Annotated in this window: 25 protein-coding genes; 16 read left to right on the top strand and 9 right to left on the bottom strand. The window is 42.2% G+C overall.

All coding sequences use genetic code 11. The annotated features are described in order from the left end of the window. Window positions 1–138: 138 nt before the first annotated feature. Window positions 139–1,206, bottom strand: coding sequence for an LCP family protein (locus ACVHUV_RS17660; RefSeq protein ID WP_317942445.1), 1,068 nt, complete (start codon window positions 1,204–1,206; stop codon window positions 139–141). Window positions 1,207–1,366: 160 nt separating this feature from the next. Beyond that, the gene (locus ACVHUV_RS17655; RefSeq protein ID WP_462085483.1) at window positions 1,367–1,999 is read right to left on the bottom strand and encodes a YigZ family protein; all 633 of its coding nucleotides are present in this window, start codon (window positions 1,997–1,999) and stop codon (window positions 1,367–1,369) included. Window positions 2,000–2,144: 145 nt separating this feature from the next. Between ACVHUV_RS17655 and ACVHUV_RS17650 the strand changes: the two genes are divergently transcribed. From ACVHUV_RS17650 to ACVHUV_RS17635, 4 genes are all read left to right on the top strand, one after another. Next, complete coding sequence (locus tag ACVHUV_RS17650; protein ID WP_371389119.1) at window positions 2,145–3,302, top strand: sensor histidine kinase; 1,158 nt, start codon at window positions 2,145–2,147, stop codon at window positions 3,300–3,302. 20 nt (window positions 3,303–3,322) lie between these two features. Then, complete coding sequence (locus ACVHUV_RS17645) at window positions 3,323–3,997, top strand: response regulator (protein ID WP_371389120.1); 675 nt, start codon at window positions 3,323–3,325, stop codon at window positions 3,995–3,997. Between the two features lie 150 nt (window positions 3,998–4,147). Then, on the top strand, window positions 4,148–4,738 hold the full coding sequence (locus tag ACVHUV_RS17640; RefSeq protein WP_371389121.1) for a Cif family virulence factor: 591 nt from the start codon (window positions 4,148–4,150) through the stop codon (window positions 4,736–4,738). 193 nt (window positions 4,739–4,931) lie between these two features. After that, window positions 4,932–5,315 carry a YhjD family protein gene (locus ACVHUV_RS17635; protein ID WP_371389122.1) on the top strand — a complete coding sequence of 128 codons (384 nt, stop codon included), beginning with the start codon at window positions 4,932–4,934 and terminating at the stop codon, window positions 5,313–5,315. Here ACVHUV_RS17635 and ACVHUV_RS17630 read toward each other — a convergent pair. From ACVHUV_RS17630 to ACVHUV_RS17620, 3 genes are all read right to left on the bottom strand, one after another. Then, complete coding sequence (locus tag ACVHUV_RS17630) at window positions 5,272–5,910, bottom strand: competence protein ComK (protein ID WP_371389123.1); 639 nt, start codon at window positions 5,908–5,910, stop codon at window positions 5,272–5,274. The genes ACVHUV_RS17635 and ACVHUV_RS17630 overlap by 44 nt on opposite strands. Before the next feature lie 287 nt (window positions 5,911–6,197). After that, complete coding sequence (locus tag ACVHUV_RS17625; RefSeq protein ID WP_371389124.1) at window positions 6,198–7,373, bottom strand: M20 metallopeptidase family protein; 1,176 nt, start codon at window positions 7,371–7,373, stop codon at window positions 6,198–6,200. Between the two features lie 87 nt (window positions 7,374–7,460). Then, window positions 7,461–7,970, bottom strand: coding sequence for an antibiotic biosynthesis monooxygenase family protein (locus ACVHUV_RS17620; RefSeq protein ID WP_462085482.1), 510 nt, complete (start codon window positions 7,968–7,970; stop codon window positions 7,461–7,463). Window positions 7,971–8,184: 214 nt separating this feature from the next. On the opposite strand from ACVHUV_RS17620, the gene hemE reads away from it, so the two are divergent. The 3 genes from hemE to hemY are packed head-to-tail and all read left to right on the top strand — an operon-like array spanning window position 8,185 to window position 11,623. Beyond that, on the top strand, window positions 8,185–9,222 hold the full coding sequence (gene hemE, locus ACVHUV_RS17615) for a uroporphyrinogen decarboxylase (protein WP_462085481.1): 1,038 nt from the start codon (window positions 8,185–8,187) through the stop codon (window positions 9,220–9,222). Window positions 9,223–9,248: 26 nt separating this feature from the next. Then, a complete protein-coding gene (hemH, locus tag ACVHUV_RS17610; RefSeq protein WP_371389127.1) occupies window positions 9,249–10,181 on the top strand; it encodes a ferrochelatase in 933 nt (310 codons plus the stop codon). Between the two features lie 20 nt (window positions 10,182–10,201). Continuing rightward, a complete protein-coding gene (hemY, locus tag ACVHUV_RS17605; protein WP_462086940.1) occupies window positions 10,202–11,623 on the top strand; it encodes a protoporphyrinogen oxidase in 1,422 nt (473 codons plus the stop codon). A 167-nt stretch (window positions 11,624–11,790) separates the two neighbouring features. Here the strand turns inward: hemY and ACVHUV_RS17600 are convergent, their stop codons facing one another. Beyond that, window positions 11,791–12,207 (bottom strand): hypothetical protein, encoded by a 417-nt coding sequence (locus ACVHUV_RS17600; protein ID WP_462085480.1) that lies wholly within the window; start codon window positions 12,205–12,207, stop codon window positions 11,791–11,793. 327 nt (window positions 12,208–12,534) lie between these two features. Here ACVHUV_RS17600 and ACVHUV_RS17595 point away from each other — a divergent pair, with 327 nt between their 5' ends. Then, window positions 12,535–13,395, top strand: a complete 861-nt coding sequence (locus tag ACVHUV_RS17595; RefSeq protein ID WP_462086939.1) for a glycerophosphodiester phosphodiesterase — start codon at window positions 12,535–12,537, stop codon at window positions 13,393–13,395. 82 nt (window positions 13,396–13,477) lie between these two features. Here ACVHUV_RS17595 and yhfH (ACVHUV_RS17590) read toward each other — a convergent pair whose 3' ends face one another. Next, window positions 13,478–13,603, bottom strand: coding sequence for a protein YhfH (gene yhfH / locus ACVHUV_RS17590; protein ID WP_317942458.1), 126 nt, complete (start codon window positions 13,601–13,603; stop codon window positions 13,478–13,480). A 190-nt stretch (window positions 13,604–13,793) separates the two neighbouring features. Continuing rightward, window positions 13,794–13,919, bottom strand: coding sequence for a protein YhfH (yhfH, locus tag ACVHUV_RS17585; RefSeq protein ID WP_317942614.1), 126 nt, complete (start codon window positions 13,917–13,919; stop codon window positions 13,794–13,796). Between the two features lie 134 nt (window positions 13,920–14,053). Here yhfH (ACVHUV_RS17585) and lplA point away from each other — a divergent pair, with 134 nt between their 5' ends. From lplA to ACVHUV_RS17550, 7 genes are all read left to right on the top strand, one after another. After that, window positions 14,054–15,046, top strand: a complete 993-nt coding sequence (lplA, locus tag ACVHUV_RS17580; RefSeq protein WP_462085479.1) for a lipoate--protein ligase — start codon at window positions 14,054–14,056, stop codon at window positions 15,044–15,046. Between the two features lie 576 nt (window positions 15,047–15,622). Then, window positions 15,623–16,327 carry a response regulator transcription factor gene (locus ACVHUV_RS17575; protein ID WP_371389132.1) on the top strand — a complete coding sequence of 235 codons (705 nt, stop codon included), beginning with the start codon at window positions 15,623–15,625 and terminating at the stop codon, window positions 16,325–16,327. Further along, the gene (locus ACVHUV_RS17570) at window positions 16,324–17,376 is read left to right on the top strand and encodes a sensor histidine kinase (protein ID WP_462085478.1); all 1,053 of its coding nucleotides are present in this window, start codon (window positions 16,324–16,326) and stop codon (window positions 17,374–17,376) included. Before ACVHUV_RS17575 ends, ACVHUV_RS17570 begins: the two co-directional genes overlap by 4 nt. Continuing rightward, window positions 17,327–18,100, top strand: a complete 774-nt coding sequence (locus ACVHUV_RS17565) for an ABC transporter ATP-binding protein (protein WP_371389134.1) — start codon at window positions 17,327–17,329, stop codon at window positions 18,098–18,100. The genes ACVHUV_RS17570 and ACVHUV_RS17565 overlap by 50 nt, the downstream gene beginning before the upstream one ends. Window positions 18,101–18,126: 26 nt before the next feature. Then, the gene (locus ACVHUV_RS17560) at window positions 18,127–20,052 is read left to right on the top strand and encodes an FtsX-like permease family protein (RefSeq protein WP_371389135.1); all 1,926 of its coding nucleotides are present in this window, start codon (window positions 18,127–18,129) and stop codon (window positions 20,050–20,052) included. Window positions 20,053–20,352: 300 nt separating this feature from the next. Beyond that, entirely contained in the window at window positions 20,353–21,906 is a 1,554-nt protein-coding gene (locus ACVHUV_RS17555; RefSeq protein WP_462085477.1) for a fatty acid--CoA ligase family protein, read from the top strand. A gap of 137 nt (window positions 21,907–22,043) precedes the next feature. Continuing rightward, window positions 22,044–23,747, top strand: a complete 1,704-nt coding sequence (locus ACVHUV_RS17550) for a methyl-accepting chemotaxis protein (protein ID WP_462085476.1) — start codon at window positions 22,044–22,046, stop codon at window positions 23,745–23,747. A gap of 656 nt (window positions 23,748–24,403) precedes the next feature. Here ACVHUV_RS17550 and ACVHUV_RS17545 read toward each other — a convergent pair. After that, window positions 24,404–25,285 (bottom strand): LysR family transcriptional regulator, encoded by an 882-nt coding sequence (locus tag ACVHUV_RS17545; RefSeq protein WP_462085475.1) that lies wholly within the window; start codon window positions 25,283–25,285, stop codon window positions 24,404–24,406. Between the two features lie 102 nt (window positions 25,286–25,387). Between ACVHUV_RS17545 and ACVHUV_RS17540 the strand changes: the two genes are divergently transcribed. Continuing rightward, window positions 25,388–26,485 (top strand): citrate synthase/methylcitrate synthase, encoded by a 1,098-nt coding sequence (locus tag ACVHUV_RS17540; RefSeq protein WP_462085474.1) that lies wholly within the window; start codon window positions 25,388–25,390, stop codon window positions 26,483–26,485. Window positions 26,486–26,506: the final 21 nt, after the last annotated feature.

Below are 26,506 nucleotides of genomic sequence, written 5' to 3'. Positions count from 1 at the left end.
AAATTGTGCATGTCACCTTTTTTCATGTTGAAGGAGGGGGGACTTTACTCGTCTCTCTATGTGTTTTCCAATAGAAAACAGGTAGAGGGAAATCGACATTAATCGTTTCTCTCTACCTGTTTCCATTTGTAAGGCTCTTCAATCTGAGAAGTCGTCACTACCATCAGCCGTTTCGTCCGCTGAATGTAATCCGTTTGAATTCGAATCGGTTAATGATGAAGAATCAGGGATGAGTCCTAAATGGGACTGCAATAACTGACTGACATTTTCTAGGTCGCTATCTTTCAGTTTGTAATAATAAACACCGGTAGACCAATCATCATATCCTTGCAAATTAATTGTATCAATTTGTGGCATCCCATCTTTTGCATACTCCCAAAACGAGGTCATCTCTTTGAAAGTCATGTCGGTTTTCATATTATCCCCAACTGCGTCAATGACATCACCATATTTGGAAATCGATTTAACAGACACCATTTCTTTAATAATTGATTGAAGAATCATTTGTTGACGTTTGCCTCGTTCGATATCACTGTCCAATTTACGCGTTCTTGCCAGTGCAAGGGCATGACGTCCATCTAACACGTGCAAGCCTTTTTTCAATTGGATAGCGTTTTTATCATTTTCATCTTTTTCCAATCGATCATATGGAACTTCTACTTCGATGCCGCCAAGCGCATCCACGACTTCAATGAATGCATTAAAATTCATTTTCACATAATAATCAACCGGAATGTCGAGCATTTCTTCCACCGCTTCAATTGAAGCATGTGTGCCGCCATAAGCGTGAGCATGGGTAATTTTATCTTTATAACCGACCTTCGGGATGTACACATACGAATCACGCGGAATGCTTAATAACTTAACGGATTTCTCTTCGGGATTAAACGTAGCGACAAGAAGGGCGTCCGAACGGCTATTTCCTTCGCCTTGCATCCTTGCTTCGCTGTCATCTACACCGATGAGCAGGACTGAGACATTGTCTTTGGCAGGTTCCACTTTCGCCTCGCCACGAAGATCCGACTTTTGTGTACTCGGAACTGGCTCGTAAGCGCGGTCCACCGCTTTTTCAGCCTTCTGATGCAAAGAAAGCGCATAAGCTGAAACGAGTAACAAAGTCGCGAAGGAAACGGAGAGCCCAATTTTAATGGCCAGTCTTTTCTTAGATGTCTTCTTTTTCATGTTTCTATATTCTTTTCTTTTCATTCAGGTTTAAGCCCCCTGTATCAGCTCGGTAAGGTGTGAAGCTGATATAATCGATCCATCTACTAGCTTTATGTCAAAAAACTCTTGTTGTCACTATTTTTTGCAATCAATCGTCAACTTTCAACATTATACTATTAAATGGCGCATCCGTATACTATTATCAACAATCGAACTCTAAAAACGCTGTCGATATTTTGGAGATTTCAGCTTTAGCACTTGTTAATTCTGTAATCCACTCGGAAAACGTATCCGTTTCAGAAACTGGAACATATAGCAGTAAATGAACGTCTTCTTCATAGAGGATCTGTTCAAGCGGGTATGTGGACTGACGTACTTCATTTTCAAGTTTACCAAGCAACGTATAATCAATGGACACTTTCATCAGTTCATGGAGCTTCCGTTCAACGACGCCTGTTGCAGCAATTCCCTCAGTCGTCGCGCGTCCATACGCACGGATTAACCCGCCACCACCTAGTTTGATGCCCCCGAAATAACGGGTGACAACGACAGCGGTATCTTTTAAACCTTGCTTTTTTAGTACTTCTAGCATAGGAAAGCCAGCGGTTCCGGAAGGCTCACCATCATCATTTGCTTTTTGGATCTGATCATGCTCTCCAATCAAATACGCTGAACAGTTGTGTGTGGCTGTATGATGCATCTTTTTAATATCCTGGATGAAATCGAGCGCTTCTTCTTCGGTTTCAACACGTTTAACATATGTTAGAAATCTCGATTTCTGAATGACGAGTTCACTTTCGCCGTAAAGTTTGACAGTTTTATAATCTGCTCGCATTTGCAGCACCCCTATCACTTGTAATACAATCGTAATACGCAATTAGTTTTATAATGATATAATAACAAAGTGTATAAGGAATTAATGAATACTGCAACATTGCAACTGTTGTACGTGTTTTGATTTCCGGACGGGAGAGGTTGAATTGGCTGAGAAGACAATAGACATCCAAAAACTTGAGAGTATTTTCGACAACATGGTCAATGTGATGGATCAATCTAAAAACGACATATTTACAATCAGCGAGCAAAGCCGACAAGCTCTCCAGGAGATGCAAAACGAAGTAGCGATCATTAAAGAAGAGATTTCCCGGGTAATAGATGAAGGGGATTATTTGGAAGACATGACGCGCCATTCCAGAAGAAGGCTTGCAGATGTCTCCAAGAATTTTATGAACTATTCCGAGGAAGAAGTACGTAAAGCCTACGAAACTGCAAATGATCTACTTGTAAGATTATCGATCAATCGAATGGAAGAGAAGCAATTACGCGTACGAAGAGATGAATTAGATCGTCGCATTGTCGCTCTTTTGGATACGATTGAAAAAGCAGATCAGCTTGTCAATCAAGTGACAACCGTCATCTCTTATTTGACATCTGATTTGAAAAAAGTTGGAGAAGCACTCGAAACAGCTCGCCAAAAACAAGAATTCGCCATACAAATCATTCACGCCCAGGAGGAAGAAAGAAAACGCCTCTCTCGTGATATCCATGATGGGCCCGCTCAAATGTTAGCAAATGTCTTGTTGCGCTCAGGACTTATCGAAAAGACGTTTGCAGAAAGAGGCCCGAATGAAGCATTGTCTGAGCTGAGTCAATTAAAAGTGATGGTTCGAAATGCGCTACTTGAAGTACGTCGTATTATTTACGACCTACGTCCAATGGCGCTCGACGATTTAGGTTTAATCCCTACTCTGAGAAAGTATGTTACGACCGTTATGGAATATGAAGAAGGTGTAACAATCCATTTCATGAATAATGGGACGGAAATACGTTTTGACTCAACAATTGAGGTAGCGATTTTCAGACTTGTCCAAGAATCCATCTCGAATGCACTAAAACATGGAAACTCCAGGGATGTTTGGGTGAAAGTAGAATGGCTCCGTGATACAATGAATATTGTCGTGAAAGACAACGGAAAAGGATTCGATATAAATCAAACTAAAGAGAAATCATTTGGCATTATAGGAATGCGTGAACGAATCGAGTTGCTGAAAGGTGAAATGAAGATCATGTCAGCTATCGGCAACGGTACAACGGTGCTATTCCGTATTCCGTTACAAGAAAATAGTATTGTTGAATAGGGTATTGGGAGGGAATGAAAATGACAAAAATTTTGATTGTAGATGACCATCAATTATTCCGTGAAGGTGTAAAGCGAATCCTAGATTTTGAAGACTCATTTGACGTAGTAGGTGAAGGGGACGACGGCTCTGAAGTAGCTGAGCTTTATCGTCGTTTCAATCCTGATGTCGTCTTGATGGACATTAACATGCCAGGCATGAATGGTGTGGAAGCAACGGAGAATTTGAAAAATGAATTCCCGGACGCAAAAGTCATCATCTTATCAATCCATGACGATGAATCATATGTATCGCATGCACTTAAATCAGGTGCACTTGGTTACATGTTAAAAGAAATGGATGCCGATGCAATTGTACAAGCCATTAAAGTGGTAGCTGCTGGTGGATCGTATCTACATCCGAAAGTTACACATAATTTAGTAGCAGAATTCCGTCGTTTAAGCGAGCGGGAGCACAAAGGTTCTTTCCAACAAAATGATATTCGTCGCCCACTCCATTTGTTGACGAAGCGCGAATGTGAAGTCCTCCAATTGTTGACGGATGGTCAAAGTAACCGTACGATTGGTGAAACACTCTTTATTTCTGAAAAAACGGTTAAAAACCATGTGTCGAGTATTCTTCAAAAGATGGGTGTCAATGACCGTACACAAGCCGTTGTTACGGCGATTAAAAATGGCTGGGTGGAAGTAAAGTAATTGCTCCCCCCCATTACGGGTAATTAGATGTACCTTCATCTTGATCCCGCTTGGAAGCATCTCACTAGCGCAAGTGGAAGACGGATGATACAGTTTGAAGGGACCTTCTATTTTAAGAAGGTCCCTTTCGAAGTTTGAGGAGGCAAAAGGATGAAAAAGACAGTCGTTTATTTGATGCTTGTATTTGTGCTTGTACTAAGTGCTTGTTCGAAGAATGAAGAGGATAATGCCAATCAAGGCTCTGTAAATGATGGGGAAACGTCCAATGAATTCGGCTCTATTGATCACGGTGTTGATGAAAACAAAGTAGGGTTCAACCTATCAGGCGGCGAAATCGAAGAAGCTGCCAATGTCCCTAAGGAAGAGAAAACCGCGTTAGTGGAAGCGTTTGACACGTATATTCATGCATTTAACGCGCAAGACGTAGATGAATATATGCGTACACTCTCAAAAAATCCGCAAAGCTTTTCCATTGATGAAGAGCGCACTTACATTGAAGGGGTCTTTAGTGAATACGAGATCAGTCGTGATGCAAAAGACGTGACAATTGTAAAATATGACGCGGATAAAGGGGAAGCCCAAGTGTTCTCCAATTTGGATACGACATTAAAACAGAAGTCTTCGGGCCTTGAAACGAACCGTACCGGCAGACAAGTGACCGTTTTCACGAAAGAAGACGGCAACTGGAAAGTGACGTCTGTTTATTACATGGAAGACCAGCCTAGCGGCGAAGCAAAATGATAAGTACGTAACGATAAATGAGTGATTTCTTGTCAACTAGACGGGGAATCGCTTTTTTGTTGAATCCGTCGTTGTAAAAATCGTGCAGTTTATTCCTATGTATAAAATTCCCTTCTCGCTCCATATTGATTTTAAGACTGTATGTGGTATTATAAGAACAAATGTTCTTGTTATTGTGAGAGGAGGAATGGGTATGCCTTTAATTCCTGCAAAGGCATTGCCGCACTTTGAAAATATGATTTACTTGCCGTTGCTTGTAATTGTGTTGGAACGTGACCGTGTAGGTATTGAAAAAGGTCCCTTTAAACTGAAGGGACCTTATCTTACAATGATTGATACGGTATTGTCACAAGTCCAAGAGGAGTTACAAGAGACAAAAATCTTTTTAAAACGTAATAACATGAAAGTGCTCCAAAAAAGTAGGGATAACATGTTTACGGAATATATTTTTTTAAATGGTGGTTATGAAGATCATCGTCGTTACTTAAATGTTAGACTTCGAAATCGGACGGAAGAGCTACTTCATCTTTATTTCATGAAGGGGTTGAACCATCCGCGGACGAATGATCGTCACTGATTTTTTTTGTAGATGCATAGAGTTCATCTAAATGTTCTTCTAACACGACAGAATCGACATGCTCTCTTTGAGTCAATGTGTGTTCAGGTTCTTGAGAGGATAAGAGGTTGGACGTGCGATTCAATTCTTTCTGTTTGTTGATGAAGTTAATTTCAACCAATCGCGCTAACGAGAACTGACGATACATTGTAGCGACTGTCACACCGATTTTTATATCGATACCGTTCTTCAATTTTACGATTGTTTGCAAACCGTCGGGTAGGAAAGTATCAATTGCATGATAGGCAATCCACGTGTTGTAATCTGATTTTGCGGACATTGTTGGGATGAAGATAAAGGGCATGCCATAAGAATTCGCTATTAGCAAAGGTAGTTTGTGCCGTCTATCTAGTAATTTTGCTGAAGATTGCATAGCGTTATCGAAACTTCCACCGTAAAATTTACATGAACGCGTAACGATATGTAAAGGTTTCTTAGCAATCGTAAACCTATCGTTCTGTTCAATTACCGACGTATAAATCCTTTTCCCATAAGTTTTAGGATTCAATACTAATGTGTCAAAAGATATGACATAATTTGTTTTCGATTCGTTCATTTTCCATTTCCTCCTTTTATCGTAAACAGTACCCTAAATAGTATTATAGAGTACGTAAAATTAAATGCAACCCTTTTTCATGAATAATTCGAAATATTAACAAAATCAGAGAATTATTTTAATTAAAAAATAGGTTAAATAACATATTAATTAGGGATTATTATGCAATTATTAAGTCTTCTAGAACTAGTACGAATATACCCTTGAAAGGGATTTCTGTTGATAAAAAAAGAAGGAATTTTCTTGGGTAACAAGAAAATTCCTTCTTTTAATAAAATATTTATTTTTCACTCAGTTTTCTGATAATCCAGCGCTGCAGCACCTAATGTTTTGGCTGCAATTAGCATCGCTCGTTCTTCAAAATCAAACTTTGGATGATGGTGAGGGAAAGGAGCTGCATCCACAGGTTGAGCACCCGTAAAGAAAAATGTGCCTGGCACTTTTTCTAAGTAGTACGCAAAATCTTCTCCACCCATTTGAGGTTTACTTTCTACGATTGCGCTAATGTCAGGAACAGTTTCAGCGACTTGCTGAAGGAATTCAGTTTCCTTTTGATGGTTCACAACAGCAGGGTAGCCTCGGAAATAGTTGAAAGTAATTGTGCAATCATTTGTGAGGGCAGTCCCTTCAACGACACGGCGCATTTCTTGTTCCATCAAGTCGCGGATTTCCGGGCTAAATGTTCGTACGGTCCCACCGAGTTTTGCGGAGTCTGCAATGACATTAAAAGCATTATCTGCCATGAATGAGCCAATGGACAGAACTGCGGATTCAATCGGATCGACACGACGTGAGACTAGTTGCTGTAAGTTCATGACAAGCTGTGCACCAATGACGACTGCATCTTTCGTCTGGTGAGGTGCAGCACCGTGTCCGCCAGCGCCTTGGATTGTAATTTCAAATCGATCAGCAGCGGCCATGATAGGGCCTGTACGGTATTCAATTGATGAATAAGGGGTTAGTGACCATAAGTGCGTTCCAAAAATGACGTCTACGCCATCGAGGCAACCGTCTTCAATCATTGAGATGGCCCCACCAGGTGCAAATTCCTCAGCGTGTTGGTGGATGAAAACGTATTCTCCTGCCAAATCTTCTCGAAGGTCGAAAATGACTTTCGCCAATTGCAACAAAGCAGCAGTATGACCGTCATGACCACAAGCATGCATGACGCCTGGAACAGTCGATTTGTAAGGGACGTCTTTTTCATCCTGAATCGGCAACGCATCAAAGTCTGCGCGTAATGCGACTGTCTTGCCTGGGCGTGCGCCTTTGACCCGCGCTACAACGCCATTGCCGCCAACGCCTGATTGGACCTCGATACCAAGATTTGCATAGAAATCATGGATATATTGTGCGGTCTTTACTTCTTTAAAAGATAGTTCGGGATGCATATGAAGATGTCTTCTGATGACGACCATATCTTCGTACGCAAGGTCCAGTTTCTCAAATAGTTGCTCATTCATTCAATTACCCCTCTCAAAACGTTATTTATATGCATTGATTATTATAACAATACATGAGAAGGGTCGCAATGTAGTCTGAACTATTGATCAATCTGTTTCTTCAGGTTTTGCAATGTATGTTGAGACATACGATGCGCTAGAAAAAATATGCGTTGTATTATCAGCGAATTCATCCGGAGATGGATGGGAAAACTTGAAAGAAGGAGAGCTTTTCCAACGATCATAGTCAGAAGCCTCTTCCCATTCAGTCATAACAACGTACGTATCCGATTCAAGTGGACGTAGAAGTCTGTAAGCAATAAACCCTTGTTGGGTTTCAAGTTGCTCTCCTTGGGATGAAAAGCGGTGTTCAAAAACAGGTCGTCCTTCATCTGTCACAGGGATATTATTGCATACAAAATAGCCTTTATCGGTAATAGAACCCGTAGAACTTATGACTTCATACCGTCTCGGTGTTTGAAACACAGATTTTGATTCGGTTTCATGAATAAGTAGCGACTGTCCACTACCGTGCATGAGTACCATCTGTTTATCCGAATGACGTTCTTGCAGTTTTTCCATAAAGTCTCTCGTTCCAGTTGTCATGTACATATACATTCTCAAAACCTCCAATGAAAGTGATACTACTCATATTTTCCCCCAAATAGGTAATTAAAACAAACAATGTCTAAATGATGGCAGATTGCATGGGAAATGAACACAATTTCGTGACAAATCAAGGCAAATACTATACATTACACGTGGAAACGGATATATTTGAAAACGAATAGGTAAAACGATAATTATTATAAAGAAAGTAGGAATCGATCGTATGTCCACATTTAACGATACACTGCTTCGTGCTGCAAGAGGAGAAAAGATTGAGCATACGCCTGTTTGGTATATGAGACAAGCAGGTCGCTCTCAACCTGAGTACCGTGCCATCAAAGAAAAATATTCACTAGAAGAAATTACACACCAACCTGAACTTTGTGCATATGTGACAAAATTGCCAGTCGATAATTACAATGTCGATGCTGCAATTTTGTATAAAGACATTGTGACGCCGTTACCAGGAATTGGAGTAGACGTGAAAATAAAAGCGGGTGTTGGCCCGGTCATCTCCAATCCGATACGTACCGTACAAGACGTACATAACTTAGGTGAGCTCTCTCCAGAAGATGATGTTCCTTTCGTTATGGATACCATTAAAATTTTAAATGAACAATTGACCGTTCCTTTAATTGGGTTTGCAGGAGCACCTTTCACGCTTGCAAGTTATATGATTGAAGGAGGCCCTTCCAAAAGCTATAATTTGACAAAGTCGTTCATGGTATCTGAACCGGAAGCTTGGTTCGCATTAATGGACAAGCTTGCTGATATGATTATTGTTTACGTTAACGCGCAAGTAAAAGCTGGAGCAAAGGCAATTCAAGTGTTTGATTCATGGGTAGGTGCATTGAACGTTTCCGATTACAGAATCTTCATCAAGCCTGTCATGACGCGTATTTTCACTGAACTTCGTAAATTGAATGTGCCGTTAATTACATTTGGTGTCGGGGCAAGTCATTTGGCGAATGAATGGCATGACCTCCCTGTAGATGTTGTCGGCCTTGACTGGCGCTTATCGGTAAAAGAAGCAGGCGAACGCGGATTAACAAAAACATTGCAAGGAAACTTGGATCCTTCTTTATTGTTAGCGGATTGGAACATTATTGAAGAACGTGCGAAAACCATTATCGAACAAGGTGTTGAACACGGAAGCCATATCTTTAACCTCGGACATGGTGTATTCCCGGATGTCCAACCGGCAACATTAAAAAGGTTGACAGATTTTATCCATGAATACAGTGCCCAACTACGTAAATAAATTCTATGAAAAACGAGGTGTACGCAATGACGAAAAAGAAAATGGGACTTTTAGTGATGGCGTATGGAACGCCATACAAAGAAGAGGATATTGAAGCATACTACACGCATATTCGTAGAGGTCGTCCACCAGCACCTGAGCAATTAGAGGATTTGCGCAACCGTTACCAAGCAATCGGTGGAATTTCTCCACTAGCAAAAATTACAGAAAACCAAGCAAATGCACTCGGAGAACGATTGAATGCAGTTCAAGATGACATTGAGTTTACCGTATATATTGGCTTAAAACATATCACACCGTTTGTTGAGGAAGCGGTAGAAGCGATGCATAACGATGGAATTAAAGAAGCGGTATCCATCGTCCTCGCTCCACACTATTCCTCATTCTCTGTTAAATCTTATAACACACGTGCTAAGGAAGAAGCAGACAAATACGGCATTGCGATCACATCCGTGGAAAGCTGGTACAAGCAACCGAAGTTCATCCAATATTGGTCTGAAAAAATTCGTGACACGTTTACTAGCATGAACGAAGCTGAACGTGAAAAAGCATGTCTCGTTGTTTCTGCACACTCACTACCTGAGAAAATCAAGCAATTTGGAGATCCTTATCCGGAGCAACTGGCGGAAACGGCTAAACTGATTGCAGAAGCAGCGGAAGTTGACACGTATGCGGTTGGTTGGCAAAGTGAAGGACAAACAGGTGAACCTTGGTTAGGACCGGACGTACAGGATTTAACGCGTGATCTTCATGAAGAAAAAGGATACGAAGCATTCGTCTATACACCAGTTGGATTCATCTCAGATCATTTAGAAGTGCTTTACGACAACGATTTTGAATGTAAAGTCGTTTGCGATGAAATAGGTGCTGCCTATTATCGTCCGGAAATGCCGAATACGGATCCACTTTTCATAGATGCAATGGCTGATGCAGTGCGCGATCAATTGAAAAAAGCCTAATGGAAGAAGTGATGATTGACATGAATGTACAAAAGAAGAAAGTCGTCATCGTAGGTGGAGGAATTACAGGATTATCGGCAGCCTTTTATTTACAAAAAACAGCTCGGGAACAGGATTTGCCGATTGAGGTTGTACTGATTGAAGCATCGAATCGTTTAGGTGGAAAAATCCAGACCGTTCGACGTGATGGATTTGTCATTGAACGCGGACCCGATAGCTTTCTCATTCGGAAAAAAAGCATGGATACATTTGCAAAGGATTTAGGTATTGCGGATGAACTCGTTCGTAATGCGACCGGGCAGGCGTATATCCTTGTGGATGATGAACTTCAACCCATTCCGGGCGGTTCAATTATGGGGATACCGACAGAGGTTACGCCTTTTTTAAAGTCCAATCTCTTTTCGCTAACCGGGAAATTGCGGGCTGCTGGTGATTTTGTGTTGCCTCGTTCCGGAGTGGAAGGCGATCAGTCACTCGGCCATTTTTTCAGACGCCGTTTTGGTGCAGAAATCGTCGACAACCTCATTGAACCCCTATTGTCTGGCGTTTACGCAGGGGATATCGATCAAATGAGTTTAGAATCGACGTATCCGCAATTTTACGAAGTTGAGAAGAAACACCGAAGTTTAATCCTGGGAATGAAAAAGACGACGCCTAAAAAAGTGCCGCAAAAAGATAGTCACAGCGGATCAAAACAAGGCGCATTCCATTCTTTCCGTAATGGATTATCGACGATTGTCGAGGCGGCAGAAGAGCAATTGGAACCAGGAACAATCAGAAAAGGCATCCGAATTTCAATGATTGAAAAACGAGGCAACCAATCAGTGTTACGGTTGAACAACGGTGAAACGATTGTTGCGGATGCAGTCATTATGACAACGGGTCATATGGCAGCGAGCCAGTTGTTTGAGCCACATGGAATTTTGCAAGGACTGAAGGAAATCCATACGACGTCTGTAGCGACAGTCGCGCTTGCCTTTCCAAAAGATGCCGTCATTCAAGACAAGGAAGGTACAGGCTTCCTCGTTTCAAGAAGTAGCGATTATTCAATAACAGCTTGTACGTGGGTCCACCGAAAATGGCCAACAACAACACCTGACGGTAAAATCCTGCTTCGTGCATTTGTCGGCCGCATTGGCGACGAAGCGATCGTTGACTTACCTGACGATGAAATCGAACGAATTGTTCTCGAGGATCTGGGAAAAATCATTACAATCAACGGAAAGCCCGATTTCACGATTGTCACGCGTTATAAAGAAGACCGCCCTCAATACCGTGTCGGCCATCGCCAGCGTGTCGCTGCGGCAAAAGCCGAATTGAAACAAGCCTTTCCAATGGTTAAATTAGCAGGCGCCTCTTATGAAGGCGTCGGCTTGCCAGATTGTATTGACCAAGGAAAAGCAGCTGTAGAAGATGTACTGAATGGATTGTTTGAGCGTTGAGGATGAATAGTAGTGGAAAAACCCGCCTTGTGCGGGTTTTTTATTTTGAGATGGATGTGGCTGGCGAATATGCGGCGTTTTGGGGAAATATGCGGCGTTTTGGCGAGTTATGCGGCGATATGCGCGCGAATGCGGCGTTTTGAGGAAATATGCAGCGTTTGGAAGAGTTATGCTGTGTTTGAATTACCGAGCCTGCCGCGTCGATAAATCTGTTTAATGACGCGCAAGCGCAGTATAATGGAGCTACCGCGTCGATAAATCAGTTTAATGACGCGCAAGCACTGAAAAACGGAACTGCCGCGTCGATAAATCCGTTTAATGACGCGCAAGCGCAGAATAAAAGGTCTGTCGCGTCGATAAATTCGTTTATTGACGCGCAAGCGCAGAATAACGGAACTGCCGCGTCGATAAATCCGTTTAATGACGGGCAAGCACTGAAAAACGGATCTGTCGCGTCGATAAATCTGTTTAATGACGCGCAAGCGCAGAATAACGGAGCTACCGCGTCGATAAATCAGTTTAATGACGGGCAGGTGTTGAATAACGGATCTATCGCGTCGATAAATCTGTTTAATGACGCGCAAGCGCAGAATAAAGGAGAAGCCGCATCAATAAATCCCTTTAATGATGCACAAGCGTTGAATAAAGGATCTGTCGCGTCATTAATGTTTCTATGAGTTGCGCTGTAAACATCAATAAATACCGCGGACCGGCAAGGGGTACGAAATTAATTGACTCGCGCTGCATGCTTTTGACAAATTAAGGGTTCGTAAAAGGGAGCAAACAGTCAAGGGATGTTCGCAGTAGGAGAGAGGGCTCAAGTAAGTGTATTGGGCGAGGTTTACGGCATAGAAGAATCGGAAATAGGTAGCGTATGAAAAGAGCGGTCTTGAACGGAAGTGATGACATTGATGAAAAAGATAGCGAGCGTACTAATCGGAACTGTACTCATGAGTGGCTGTTCAATGAGTAGCACGTGGGACAATCAGATCCCTAAAGACGAATTTCTTGTCGTTGCACATCGAGGCGCATCCACGTATGAACCGGAAAATACGTTACCTGCTTTTAAGCTTGCGGAGAACTTGGATGCTGACTACATCGAACTAGATATCCAGTTGACGAAAGATGGAGAGCTCGTAGTCATGCATGACAAAGATGTAAAACGGACAACGGAATCAGAGGGAAAGATTCAACAGGCTACAGTAGCTGAACTGAAACAGCTGACTGCAGACGAGAAGAAAGGAGGGGAAAAGGCGGATCACACGTTACCTGAGGAAGCATATAAAGTCCCGACGTTGAAGGAAGTTATCGACGCCGTTGGTGAACGTGTACATTTTATTATTGAATTAAAAAATACGAAAGAATACATCGGTATAGAAGCGAAGCTAGTGGAATTCTTGGAAGAGCATGCGTTAATTGGTCCAGATCAGAATGGATTGCCAAAAGTGATTGTGCACTCGTTTAATAAGCGAGCATTAAAACAAATACATAAACTTGCTCCTGATATACCTCTCCTACAGCTCATTTCCTTTGATGAAGGGGAAGAAGCGAAAGTGGATGAAAAAGAGGTGCAAGACATCCAAACGTATGCAAAAGGAATTGGGGTAACATACGAAGCGCTCACGCCCGCATTTGTCAATACGATGCATGGAGAGAACTTGGCTGTTTTCGCCTATACCGTTAATGATGAAACAGCGGCTTTACGTTTACAAGCGATGGGCGTGAATGGCATTCATACAGATCAACCTGATTTGTTGAAAGAGGAAGAGTAATGACAAGTAAAAGACCTGGAAAACGCGTGAAACCAAAGTTTAGAGAACTTGGCTTCACGCGTTATTTATTTTCCGAGACGACTTAAACGATGTTGCAGGAATCGCACTTGTTGCTATAGCACTCATGCTGTTCTTCGATGACTTCTCCACAAGTGACACAGTTTTTAGGCGGTAAATTCTTAAAGAACTCGATAACGCTTTCCAACATGGATGGTTCCCTCCTATCAATTGTACTAATACTAAATTGAAACAGGTTGTTTGTCATAGTACAGGTGCGTCAAAAAAAGAATGTGTGCGATCAATGACATGGCATTTACGTAACGTTTCGGATGTGTATTTCTGTTTTATTACTGTTTGATTGAACTTATGTTGTAATAGTACAGTGGCGATAAAAAAATTTACACCATCGTACAAGACTCGCATGTATTGCTGTAACATTCGTGCTGTTCTTCTATGTCATTTCCACAAGTGGCACAGGCTTTAGGGGGCAGGTTTTTAAAGAATTCTACAATACTCTCAACCATCTCATCCATCACCTCTTGTTCTATAACTGAATTTGGTAGTGTCATTGTATTATAACAGACAATCATATGTCAACACTTATTTGGTCTTTTCAGATAAAATAGAGGTGAATTCATTTATTTAGGGAGCGATTAGCGTGTATTTTATTGATAATAAAGGGATCACAGATCCAAGAATAAATCTTGCGATTGAAGAGTATGTACTGAAAAATATGGACGTGGACAAAGATTCATTTTTACTGTTCTATATTAACGAACCGTCCATCATCATCGGGAAAAATCAAAACACAATTGAAGAAATTAATACAGAATATGTCGATGCGAACGGTATTCATGTTGTGAGAAGGCTATCTGGTGGCGGGGCAGTCTATCACGACTTAGGCAACTTGAATTACAGCTTCATCACGAAAGATGACGGCGAGTCGTTCCGCAATTTTAAGAAGTTTACACAGCCTGTCATCAAAGCGTTGAATGAAATGGGTGTAAAAGCAGAATTACTTGGACGGAATGATATTCTTGTAGAAGGCCGTAAAGTTTCTGGAAATGCACAGTTTGCTACACTTGGACGCATGTTCACACATGGCACATTAATGTTTGATACAGAAATTGAACGTGTCGTTTCTGCCTTGAAAGTGCGCAAAGATAAAATTGAATCCAAAGGCATTAAATCCATCCGAAGCCGAGTTGCCAACATTTCCGAATTCATCAATGAACAGATGACGATTGAGCAGTTCCGTAAGAAAATCTTGACGTCAATCTTTAACGGAGAAGAAAATGTAAAAGAACTTGAATTGACGGAAGAGGATTGGACTAAGATACATGCGTTATCGGCTGAACGCTATGCAAATTGGGATTGGAACTATGGAAAATCACCGAAGTCTAATGTCCAACACTCCCACCGTTTTCCGGTCGGTAGCATAGATGTCCGCTTGCAAGTTGAAAAAGGGACCATCCAATCTGTTCAAATTTACGGCGACTTTTTCGGCGTAGGTGAAGTGACTGCAATTGAAGAGCGATTACAAAACGTTCAATATAACCGAGAAGCCATTAACGCTGCGTTAGAAGGGCTCGATATTCCGACATTATTAGGCGGCATTACAAGCGAGGAGTTCGTCAATTTAATCTATTAAGTAAAAAAACGGTGATAAACGGTTTCCTAGTGTAGACAAAGTTAATTTTTTCTTTGTCTACACCTTTTTAATGAAATTTGTGATTCATAGGAAATTCTTCAGCCTGATTGAAAACGCTTGTCAGCCTAGGAGAGAAGTCGAGCGAAGACGCGAATAGAACTAAAGTTCATGAGCGGACGAGCAAGACGAGCAACAACGGATGCGAGCGTTTGTCAACAGGCTGAGACCGGTGAAAACCGGTTTTTTCTTTTGCTGTAGTATACGGTGTAAGGGCGGTTTTTGTGTAGGTTTCCTGCATACATTGTAGCTCTTTTAAAACTGGTAAGTCCAAATCAGTTCTTTACTAAAAAAAGGTATCGTTCCATTCAAGGATAGACCTTGCGTAAAAAAAATAGCGATAGACTGAGCTCACAACGCTTGCGTGGACAATAGGTGTTGAGGTTATCAAATTAGGGATTTACGCGGTGGGCTAGTTGTACGGAAAAGACGTTATCATAACGCGATTGCCCAAAACGGTTTGCTCTGCGGTTTTTCCAGTTTTACGGTATACTGGTTGTATGTGAGGAGGGAAGTTGGATGGTGAACCATCGCATTTTTATTGTTGAGGATGACCGGAAGATTGCGCAGTTGTTGGCAGATACGTTGCGAAAGTATCAGTATGATGTGGCAATTGTGGAGGATTTTGATGCGGTCGTTGAGGAGTGTAGGGCGTTCGATCCGCATATGATTTTGCTTGATATAAATTTGCCGTCGTATGACGGGTATTATTGGTGTCGTCAGTTGAGGCAACAGACAATGTGTCCAATTCTTTTCATTTCAGCGCGGTCCGGGGATATGGATCAGGTGTTTGCGCTGGAGAATGGAGGGGATGATTTCATTACGAAACCTTTCCATTATGAAATCGTCCTTGCGAAGATACGGAGTCATTTGCGCAGGGCGTTCGGGGAGTATGCGCCGAGCCAAGGGGAGCGGACGGTGAAGCTCGGATCGTTAACGTTATACATTGAACGGATGGAGTTGCATTTACGAGATGAAGTCATCCCCCTTCAAAAGAAGGAATGTGTCATTTTGGAGTTGTTAATGGATGCTTCGCCGAAAGTCGTTTCTCGAGAGACGTTGTTGGAGGAGTTATGGGACGACCAGTCATTTGTAGATGAAAACACATTGAATGTGAATATGACGCGTGTGCGGAAAAAGCTCGTCGACTATGGCGTCCACTCTGTCGTGGAGACGGTACGAGGGTCGGGGTATCGATTCGTGCCTGCGCCGGAGGAATTATGAGACAAGTCCTGTTATTTTTGAAGGAATATTTGTCGTGGATCATATTTGAAATGTTGCTTGTGACATTCATTCTATTACTGTATTGGTTGGATGGGTTTCGTGGAATAAATACAGCGATCTATTCAATTATTATGAGCATCATGTTGCTGACGGGGTTTTTAGGTGCGAAGTTCATAACGCGGCGGGCGTATTACAATACGATTGTGAAGAAGCCAAAGCGGATGGAGGATGCGCTTATTCGAAAAGTGCAAACGCCTGAACAAATCGAGTCAGCCCGATTCATGCGCGATTTATATGGTTTGTATCAAAATGAAGTGCAAACGCTGTATGCATCACAACATCGCCAACTGCATTTTATGAATCAATGGGTGCACCAGATGAAGACGCCGATTTCGGTCATTGGACTGTTGCTGCAGGAAGACGGAGAGCTGGATAAGCGAAGTGTGCAGGAAGAAATCGAGAAGTTGCAACGTGGATTGGATGCCGTGCTTGTCAATGCCCGACTGGAGACATTCGAAGAAGATATGCAAATCGAACAGGTCGGGTTGAAGGGTTTAATTCAACAAATTGTAACGGAACATAAACGGTTGTTCATCACGAATGGGGTGTACCCCGTCATTTCGATTGATGAACGGATTGTTGTGGCGACAGATGCGAAATGGCTGAAAATTGTCATTGGGCAATTCATTACGAACGCTGTGAAATATACGTTTGAAAAAGGGAAGCACCTCTATTTGACGTTGGAAAAATCAGAAGAGGGTTTTGCGTTGACGATCCGAGATGAAGGGATTGGTATTCCTGCTTCAGATTTGAAACGGGTGACAAAAGCATTTTTTACAGGTGAAAACGGCCGTTTGACGGGCGAATCAACGGGAATGGGCTTGTACATCGCTCAAGAAGTGTGTGAGAAGCTTGGGCATCCACTGACGATCGAATCTGAAGTTGGACAAGGGACATCCGTGAAAATTCTTTTCATGAACGGAGAAGGCGGTGAAGTGAATGACGAAGAAACCGATCGTGGAAATGACGCAAGTGACGAAGATTTATGAAAGTAAAGTGATGCACCGGGCGTTGAACCGTCTTGACTTTGAAGCGGAGGAAGGCGAGTTCATTGCCATTATGGGGCCTTCTGGAAGTGGTAAGACGACGTTGCTAAATATTATTTCAACGATTGACATTCCTACATATGGGCGTGTACTCATTGACGGCGTCGAGCCCGAAACGTTGAAAGCGAATGAACTTGCCCTCTTTCGGCGACATAATTTAGGCTTCGTGTTCCAAGATTTCAATCTCCTTCAAATGTTGACGGTGGAAGAGAATATCGTCATGCCGTTAACGTTAGATGGCTTGCCAGTCATGGAAATGAAAAAACGTATTCATCAATTGGCGGAACAACTTAGTTTGTCGGATATTTTAAACCGACGGCCAGATGAATTATCCGGTGGACAAGCGCAGCGGACTGCGATTTGCCGCGCACTCATCCACAAACCGAAGCTCATTTTAGCGGATGAACCGACTGGCAACTTGGATTCGAATTCAGCGAAAGAAGTGCTAGAGTTACTCAGTCAAATAAATGAACATGAGCGGACGACAATCATTATGGTGACGCATGATCCGATAGCCGCGAGTTATTGTGACCGCGTGCTGTTTATTAAAGATGGTGAGTTTTTCAATGAGATTTATAAAGATGAGAGACGCCAAACGTTTTTCCAACGAATTTTGAACGTTTTAAGTTTGCTTGGCGGCAATGTCAACGATTTACGGTTGTTATAATCAATGGAATGGAAAGGAGGAGGCGCATGACTTTTCGTCAATTTGCGTTTCGGAATGTAGTGCGAAATCGGCGTGTGTACGCGGCGTTTTTCATGGCGAGTGTATTTTCAGTAATGGTCTTTTTTCTGAATTCCATGCTGCTTTTCCATCCTTCCATTGAGAGTAGTGCGTTAAAAGATATTGCTTTCCTCGGAATGGGGACAGCCGAAATTATTTTATACATATTTACGGTTTTCTTTTTGTTTTATTCGATGCGCGCGTTCCTTCAAGCACGAACGAAGGAGTTTGGCATTCTATTACAGTTAGGCATGCAAAAACGCCAGTTGCATCGGTTGATTTTTACGGAAACGATTTTGATCGGTGCCGCATCAATTGGTGTCGGGACATTTTTAGGGTACATGTTTTCCAAATTCTTTTTTATGGTCGTTAAACGAATTGTCATGTTTTCGTACTTGCCTTTGTATTTTTCATGGAAACCGTTTGCGTTGACGGTCGGTGCATTTCTCAGTTTGTTTATGATTATTTCATTAGTAGCACCGGTTTTTATTCGAACGGGGCAATTGCTTGAGTTGATTCGTGGAGAAGTGAATGAAAAAGAGAAATTGGGCTTTTCAAAAGTGCGTGGCATTCTCGGCGTGCTGTTGCTTGGTATGTCCTATACATTGGCTGCGCTGACGTCTAATAGCATCGTCATTGGGCTTGTCTTTTTATTGCCACCTTTAGCAACTGTTGGGACGTATTACTTTTTTACCGATTCGTTGCCGCTCATTCTTCATCTCCTGAAGCTTCGGAAAGAATTTTACTGGCGGCATTTTCGCCTGCTCGCCATATCGGAAGGGATCGTTCGCATTAAAGAAAATGCACGAATGTTTTTTATTGTGACGATCGTGTCGACGGTCGCTTTCATGTCGGTCGGCATCTTGGCGTCGCTTACTTCATTCGCGTCACAATACCGGGAAGTGAATCCGCTTGGTCTCGTGTACAAGAGTTTTCCGGGAAACGAGTTGGAGCATCAGCATCTACGTCAAATTCATGAAGACTTAAAAAGCAATGGTTTAGACTATACACACGTTCGTTTTCCAGTGTTGGAACAGCAGTCGTCTGCTACTGCGTTTACTGTCAATATCGTCAGAATCGCAGATATCAATAAACTCGCGAAGTCTTCTGGCAATCAAGCACTCGAACTTTCAAAAGGAGAAGCGTTGTTTCTACCTCCAACTGCGTCTACGTTTGCACAATTGAACAAGCAGACGGTGGAGACGGTATTGCAAGAAAGTGGTGTAGCAGAACGGATTGACGGGGCGTATCCTTATCAGTTGTTCCCAGCCCACGCGCTCGGGACAAATGCAATCGTAGTTAGCAATGAAGATTTTGAAGCGATTGCCCGTTTTGTCGACCAGCCGGCATTTGTCTATCATGCGTATGATATACAGGATTGGCAGGAGACGAAAAATATTGGACTGTCAATCAACCACGCTCTAGGCGAATCAATGATTACGGGTTCTACCTATGCACCACGTTTCTATTTTGACAACCCGGGATTGAATTACTCTGTCATGCGTACGACGTTTACGTTGTTGCTCCTGATCGGTTTGTTGTTGGCAGGTGTATTCCTTCTGGCAGCGGGAAGTTTCATTTATTTCCGTCTGTATACGTCACTGGATAGCGATCGCAAACAATTCGATGTACTTCGGCGTATGGGTATTACGGATAAAGAGTTTAAAAAAATTGTCAATCGGCAGCTCATTCCCCAATTCTTTATCCCTTGGTCTGTCGCGTTAATTCATAGTTCGTTTGCTTTTTTATCGCTACAAGTCATCTGGGACGCACTTGCAGAAATCTCGATTGTGCGGGAACTTATAATGGTGTTGGTCGGTTTTACGCTCTTGCAGATTGTCTATTTCTACTTAATTCGTTGGCGCTATTTGGCACATATTCGAACACCGGGCTAAAGCCTGGTGTTTTCATTTTTTTTGAAGGTAGAGAGGACGATATATTTTACGCGACAAGCTGGTATCTCCTCGCCAAACATTTCCTTTAATTTCATCGCCACCTCTCCAATGAACCCTTCACACCTTCATTCCAACTAGTAGGATATTTTTGCAAAATATCAAACCACCAATCGACTAGAAATCGAACTTCTTGCCTATCGCTAGATTATTCGAAAGTATTGTGAACTTTTAACTTTTCTTATATAATAATAGAGATGGTTTATGAATGGTCATTCATATTTTTGGAAGGGAGAGGTTCAAATGAATTTGGTGTCTAAGGTTTATGAAACTTCAAAGTTGCAGCCAGAGAAATCGGCGTATCACTTCATGGGGAAAGATACATCGTATGCAGAGTTCGACCAGTCGGTATCGATGTTTGCAACGGCTTTACAAGGATTGGGGGTTGAAAGAGGGGACCATGTTGCGTTTTTATTGGGCAACACGCCACACTTTCTAATTTCCTTGTATGCGACGATGCGCATTGGGGCGACGGCAATTCCGATTAATCCGATTTATTCACCGGATGAGATTTCGTATATCTTACATAATAGTGATGCGAAAGTTGTCATTGCGGTCGATCCGCTTTTACCGTTAGTCGAAAAAGCTGTTCAAGGATTTCCGGCGATTGAGCAGTTCATCATTTGCGAAGTGAGCGAGGATGTCGGTCAACGATTTGTCGCTTTACCTGATACGGTAAAGCCGAAAGTAAAGCTGTTTTCATCGGTGATTGCGACAGGTCGTCCAAATGTTCAACCGGTTGCTGTTGAGGAAAATGAAACCGCTATCATCTTGTATACATCTGGGACGACAGGACAGCCGAAAGGGGCGATGCTGACACATGGAAACTTGTTTTCAAACGCGCGCGATGTAGCAGACTATCTAGGTTTCTCAGAAGATGACCGTGTCGTCGCAACGTTGCCGGTTTTTCATGTATTTGCGTTAACAGTTGTCGTCAATGCACCCTTGCTAAAAGGAGCGACTATTTTGCTCGTGCCACGTTTTAGCCCGGGTGATGTGTTCGAGACAATCAAAACAAAACAGGCAACCGTTTTTGCGGGTGTACCGACGATGTACAATTTCCTTTATCAATACCCTGCAGCTGTGAAAGAAGATTTTGCGACCGTCCGATTAGCCATATCAGGCGGGGCATCCTTGCCAGTTGCGTTATTACACAACTTTGAGAACAAATTTGACGTGCGTGTTTCTGAAGGATATGGTCTATCCGAAGCATCTCCTGTCACTTGCTTTAATCCGCTTGACCGCGATCGCGTGCCAGGTTCGATTGGCACGAATATCGTCAATGTCGAAAACAAAGTTGTCAATGAACTTGGGGAAGAAGTGCCGGTTGGAGAAGTTGGCGAGTTGATTGTCAAAGGGCCGAATGTCATGAAAGGTTATTACAAAATGCCTGAAGAAACAGCCGCGATCATTCGAGACGGTTGGCTCTATACCGGCGATTTGGCACGTCAAGATGAGGACGGGTATTTCTACATTGTCGATCGGAAGAAAGATTTAATAATTGTCGGAGGATTTAACGTTTATCCGCGTGAAGTGGAGGAAGTGTTGTTTGCTCATCCCGCAATTTCCGAAGCCGCAGTCATCGGTGTGCCTGATCCAGACTTTGGCGAAGAAGTGCAAGCATTCGTCGTCTTAAAAGAAGATGCGCAAGTGACAGAAGAGCAGCTTAAACAGTTCTGTACACAAAAACTTGCCAAATACAAAGTACCTGCAGTCATTGAGTTTTTGGATGAATTGCCGAAAAATACGACCGGTAAAATCTTGCGTCGTTCTTTGAAAAACCAAGTGAAAATATAACTAGACAAGCCTTTCCTTAAATTGTGAGGAAGGGCTTTTGTTTATTGATAATACGGAATATGCCAAATTCACTACTCAAGAGAGAAGGAAGAGTAGCCGATAAAATACGTACAATACATATTAAAGGAGCAACTACCATGCGTTGGACTGTAGGCAGAAAACTATCTACCATCTTTACCGTGATGATTGTCTTAATTATCGGGATGAGCATTGCGGGCATCATGAGTACGTTTACGTTGAATCAAAACACGAAAACAATTAACGATGATGTGTTTCAAAAAATTGAAAAGCAAACAAATGTTGAAAGTGGGATTCAAAGTGTTATTAGTATTACACAAAGGCATATGTTATCGAAAGATCGCTCTTTTGAAGCGGACTACGAACGCCAAATTGATGAAGAGATTTTAAAGGTAGAAGAAAATGCGACCGCTTACAATGAGCTGTTAAATTCCGAACAAGAACAGCAACTCTTCCAACAAGTTACTGACGAATGGCAACGCTTTTTAGAAGAAATTGATTCAATTCTTTCATTAAGTGCAGCAAAAAAAGTGCAGGAAGCGACACAACAATCGTATGAAGCAGTTAAGATGGCGAATGCGATGGAAGACTCGTTGCAGCAATTGAGTGAATTACACCATGACGAGCTTCTCGCTATTGAAGAGGAAGGACAATTGCTTTACAATTCCGTGTTGCTCATTTTATCAATCAGTACAATTGTAGCGGTTCTCATTGCTATTTTTGGTATTCGCTATTTGCTACGCACGATTAAGAAACCGATCGTCACATTATCAGACCGCTTCAAATCTATGGCAACAGGTGATTTAGCAATCGCACCAATTGTCGTAAAATCACAAGATGAAATTGGACAGCTTGGCAATGATTTTAATCAGTTGCTTACGAATTTAAACGAATTAATTGCAGAGCTGACGGAAAACGTCGATACGTTAGCATCTACTTCTTCGGAATTCTCATCAAGCGCAGACGAGTCTTCACGTGCATCAGAACAAATCACCAATTCGATTATTGATGTATCAGAAGTTGTTGCAACACAATTGCAAAGTGCTCATACAAGTAGCGAACTTGTTGATGGAATTACAAATCAGCTAGGAGATGCAGTGATGTCGATTCAGCAAGTTTCTGAACTCGCCTTAACGACCAAACAACTGACAACAGACGGCTCTGAGCGAATGGCTTCAACGGTCCAAAAAATGAGTGATATCCAACAATCAACTGAACAGACGTCAACCGTTGTCCATTCACTTCAAACGAAATCAACGGAAATTGGCAATATTGTATCGCTCATCACGAATATAGCAGGGCAAACCAATTTGTTAGCACTCAATGCTTCCATCGAGGCGGCACGAGCAGGCGAACACGGCAAAGGCTTTGCCGTCGTAGCCTCTGAAGTAGGGAAACTTGCAATCAACTCAGGAGAAGCGGCAGCACATATTCAAAAATTAATAGAAGAAATCCAACAGGAAGTGCAAGGAGCAATCCAAGCAATGGATACGTCAAAAGAATTCGTCGATGACGGGCTCACATTAGTGCAACGATCAGGTGACAGTTTCAAGGAAATCGACTACTACGTTGGAGCTGTTTCCACGCAAGCACAAGAAATTGCAACAATTAGCGATGTCATTAACACAAGCATCCAACAAGTGAAACAACTTGTTACGGAAGTTGAACAATTATCCGAACGCTCCGATGAAAACGCCCAAAATATCGTCGCCGCATCCGAAGAACAGAGTGCGACCATGGAAGAAATCTCTGCCTCATCAGCCGTCCTGAGCTCAATGGCAGACACATTGCAACAAACCATTTCGAAATTTAATTTAAAATAAAAACGAAGCGGTCCCAAAATAGGGAATCGCTTTGTTTTTGTAAAATGAAGAGATATCGAAAGGCAGCAAACCATATCATGTAATTTATTCGATCTAAAAAAAGACGTGATTTTAGACCGGATCAGGTTGTGGAGTATTTACCAGTGCAGTAGACCGAAACTGTTAATCAATTTAGAAAAACATGATGTTGACATACAACTAAAATTAAAAGAAACCTTTAATATAAATGTTTCCTAATAGCTTAAAAATAAGGTGAATAAATCCTATCCGTATCAGTATCTACGATGAAATCAACCGTTATATCCTCTGTATAAGGAATTTGGTCAAAATGGTACAGTCTACAAAATACTTGCGGAAGGTCCCTTATCTCATAAGTAAATTCTTGGGCTCGGAGATACATTTTTCTTAACTGTGGTTTAGAACACTTTCTACCTGTTAGTAAGGCTTGGTGAAAAAAACCATCTATTTCAATAATCATCATTATCACGGCTGGTTGCTAATCAGCCCATATAGCTTAAATTTTATTATAATTGTATTAAATCGTAAGCCACCAATAACTTTAACCAGCAAGAAAGTAAAGGCATTGCTTAACAATAGGGCATGATAACCTCATTCACACAAAGAAACAAGCCCCCCTTGCTTCCTAAACCAATCTCTCAACCAAAATAATAACTGGACACTTCTTGAATGAACGCCTCTTCTAAATCGCCAATATTTTTCACAATGAGGAATGTTGACACCGTAGGTAATTCAAATAAGTCAAAATGGGGTCTCATTAGACGGCCTTCCAGTAACTCACGTCTCACTATTGAGTGAGGAAGAAATGAAATGCCAATGCCTTCTTGAATGAAACGCTTAGCGATATGAGCTTGCGTCACTTTCATCGTCCGAACACCAGGAACATGTTTGCTAAGGGTGACAAGCAATGGATCCCAATAGACCGGGTGGTGATGCGTAAGTAAATCATTTTGTTGTAGCATGGCACGAACATCAACTGGTGGGCCGCTCTCTTCATCGTATCGGTCGTTAGGGGAGATAAAAACCACAGGATCATCGTAAATTCGGATGGACTCTAAACCTTTCAAAGTTGCATCGAGCGCGGAAATTCCTAAATGCACATCACCACTTTCGACGAGTCGCTCAATGTGTGCAGAGTCCTCCACACGAATTGTCAACTCGACATCAGAATAGCGCTCCCTGAAGGTACGTAAGCAGTACGGCAAAATCGTTTCAGCCATTAAGGGAGAGATAGCGATCGTCCACTTCCTGCGATAGCCTTGCGTGAATGCACTCATTCGCTGCAAGGTACCTTCCATGGATTGGAGTAAGTGCAAAGCCTCTTCATAAAACAATTTTCCTGCATCCGTTAACGTCACGCGGTTGTTAATCCGATCAAAAAGTCGACAATTCAAATGCTCTTCCAATAGTCGAATGTGTACAGTGACACTTGGTTGTGACAATAAACGCCTCTCCGCAGCTTTTCTGAAATTCAGCGTTTCTGCTGCTGCAATGAATGTCTGTAACCATTGGTAATCCATACCGTCCACTCCTTAATTAATAATTTTAATCAAAGTGATTAATAGAATTCAATTTATCTAATTATAGCAATTGCGTATAGTAGAGAAAAGGAGGAATGGAAGATGTTTCAAAAAGGATTAAAAGATGTCGTAGCCGTGCACACGAAAATCGCGGATGTCAATGGAGAAAAAGGTGAATTGCAATACAGAGGTGTTCAAGTGGGACAGTTAGTAACCCAACATTCATTTGAACAAATCCTTTACTTGCTTTTAAACGGACAACGTCCAAATCAAGAGCAATTACAGGAAGTCCAGTCTGCGTTACTTCAAAATAGAACGTTACCACAACATGTACAAGCAATCATTGATGCACTCCCTTCAGAAGTCTCATTAATGGATGCGATGAGAACGGGCATTTCAGCATTTTGTGACCGCGATTTTGTACGTAAAACAAGTAATGAACAAGCAATCCAGCTAATTGCAGCACTTCCAGTCATCGTTGCACGCCATTATCGGAACCAACAAGGGCTAGAACTTATCGAACCGAATGCTAATTTGAATCATACAGCCAATTACTTATGGATGCTGACAGGTGTACTACCTACAGAAGTGCATGTGGAGGCGCTTGAAACCTATTTAAAGCTAACAATGGAGCATGGCTTAAATGCATCGACTTTTGCTGGCCGTGTCACGATTTCGACCGAATCCGATCTGACAGCCGCCATTACATCAGCGATTGGTACAATGAAGGGTCCTTTACATGGGGGTGCACCTGCTGGCGTCATTGATTTGCTAAATGAAATTGGTAGCCCTGAACATATTCAATCTGTCATTGAAGAAAAAATGCGTAGAGGCGAACGGATTATGGGATTTGGTCATCGCGTCTACAAAACAGAAGACCCTCGATCCGTTATCCTGCGGGATAAATGCCTAAGCATGTCTGGAAGAGATGCGTGGCTCGACCTTGCAACGACAGCAGAGAAAGAAATCATCAGGTTGCTCGATAAGCATAAGCCTGGACGAAAATTGTATACAAATGTGGAATATTATGCTGCTGCCATCATGCGTTCCATCGACATGCCACCAGAACTATTCACGCCGACATTCAGTGTAGCAAGAATTGTAGGGTGGGCCGCACATGCAATTGAACAACAACAAGACAACACAATTTTCCGCCCACAATCCGTCTATGTCGGTGCTTTTTCAGAAAAGAGTTGCTGACAAAGCAGGAAACTATCCTCC

It is taken from the genome of Sporosarcina saromensis, assembly GCF_054901285.1.
Note: the sequence above shows the minus strand (reverse complement) of the source record. Positions and strands in the feature narration are given on the sequence as shown.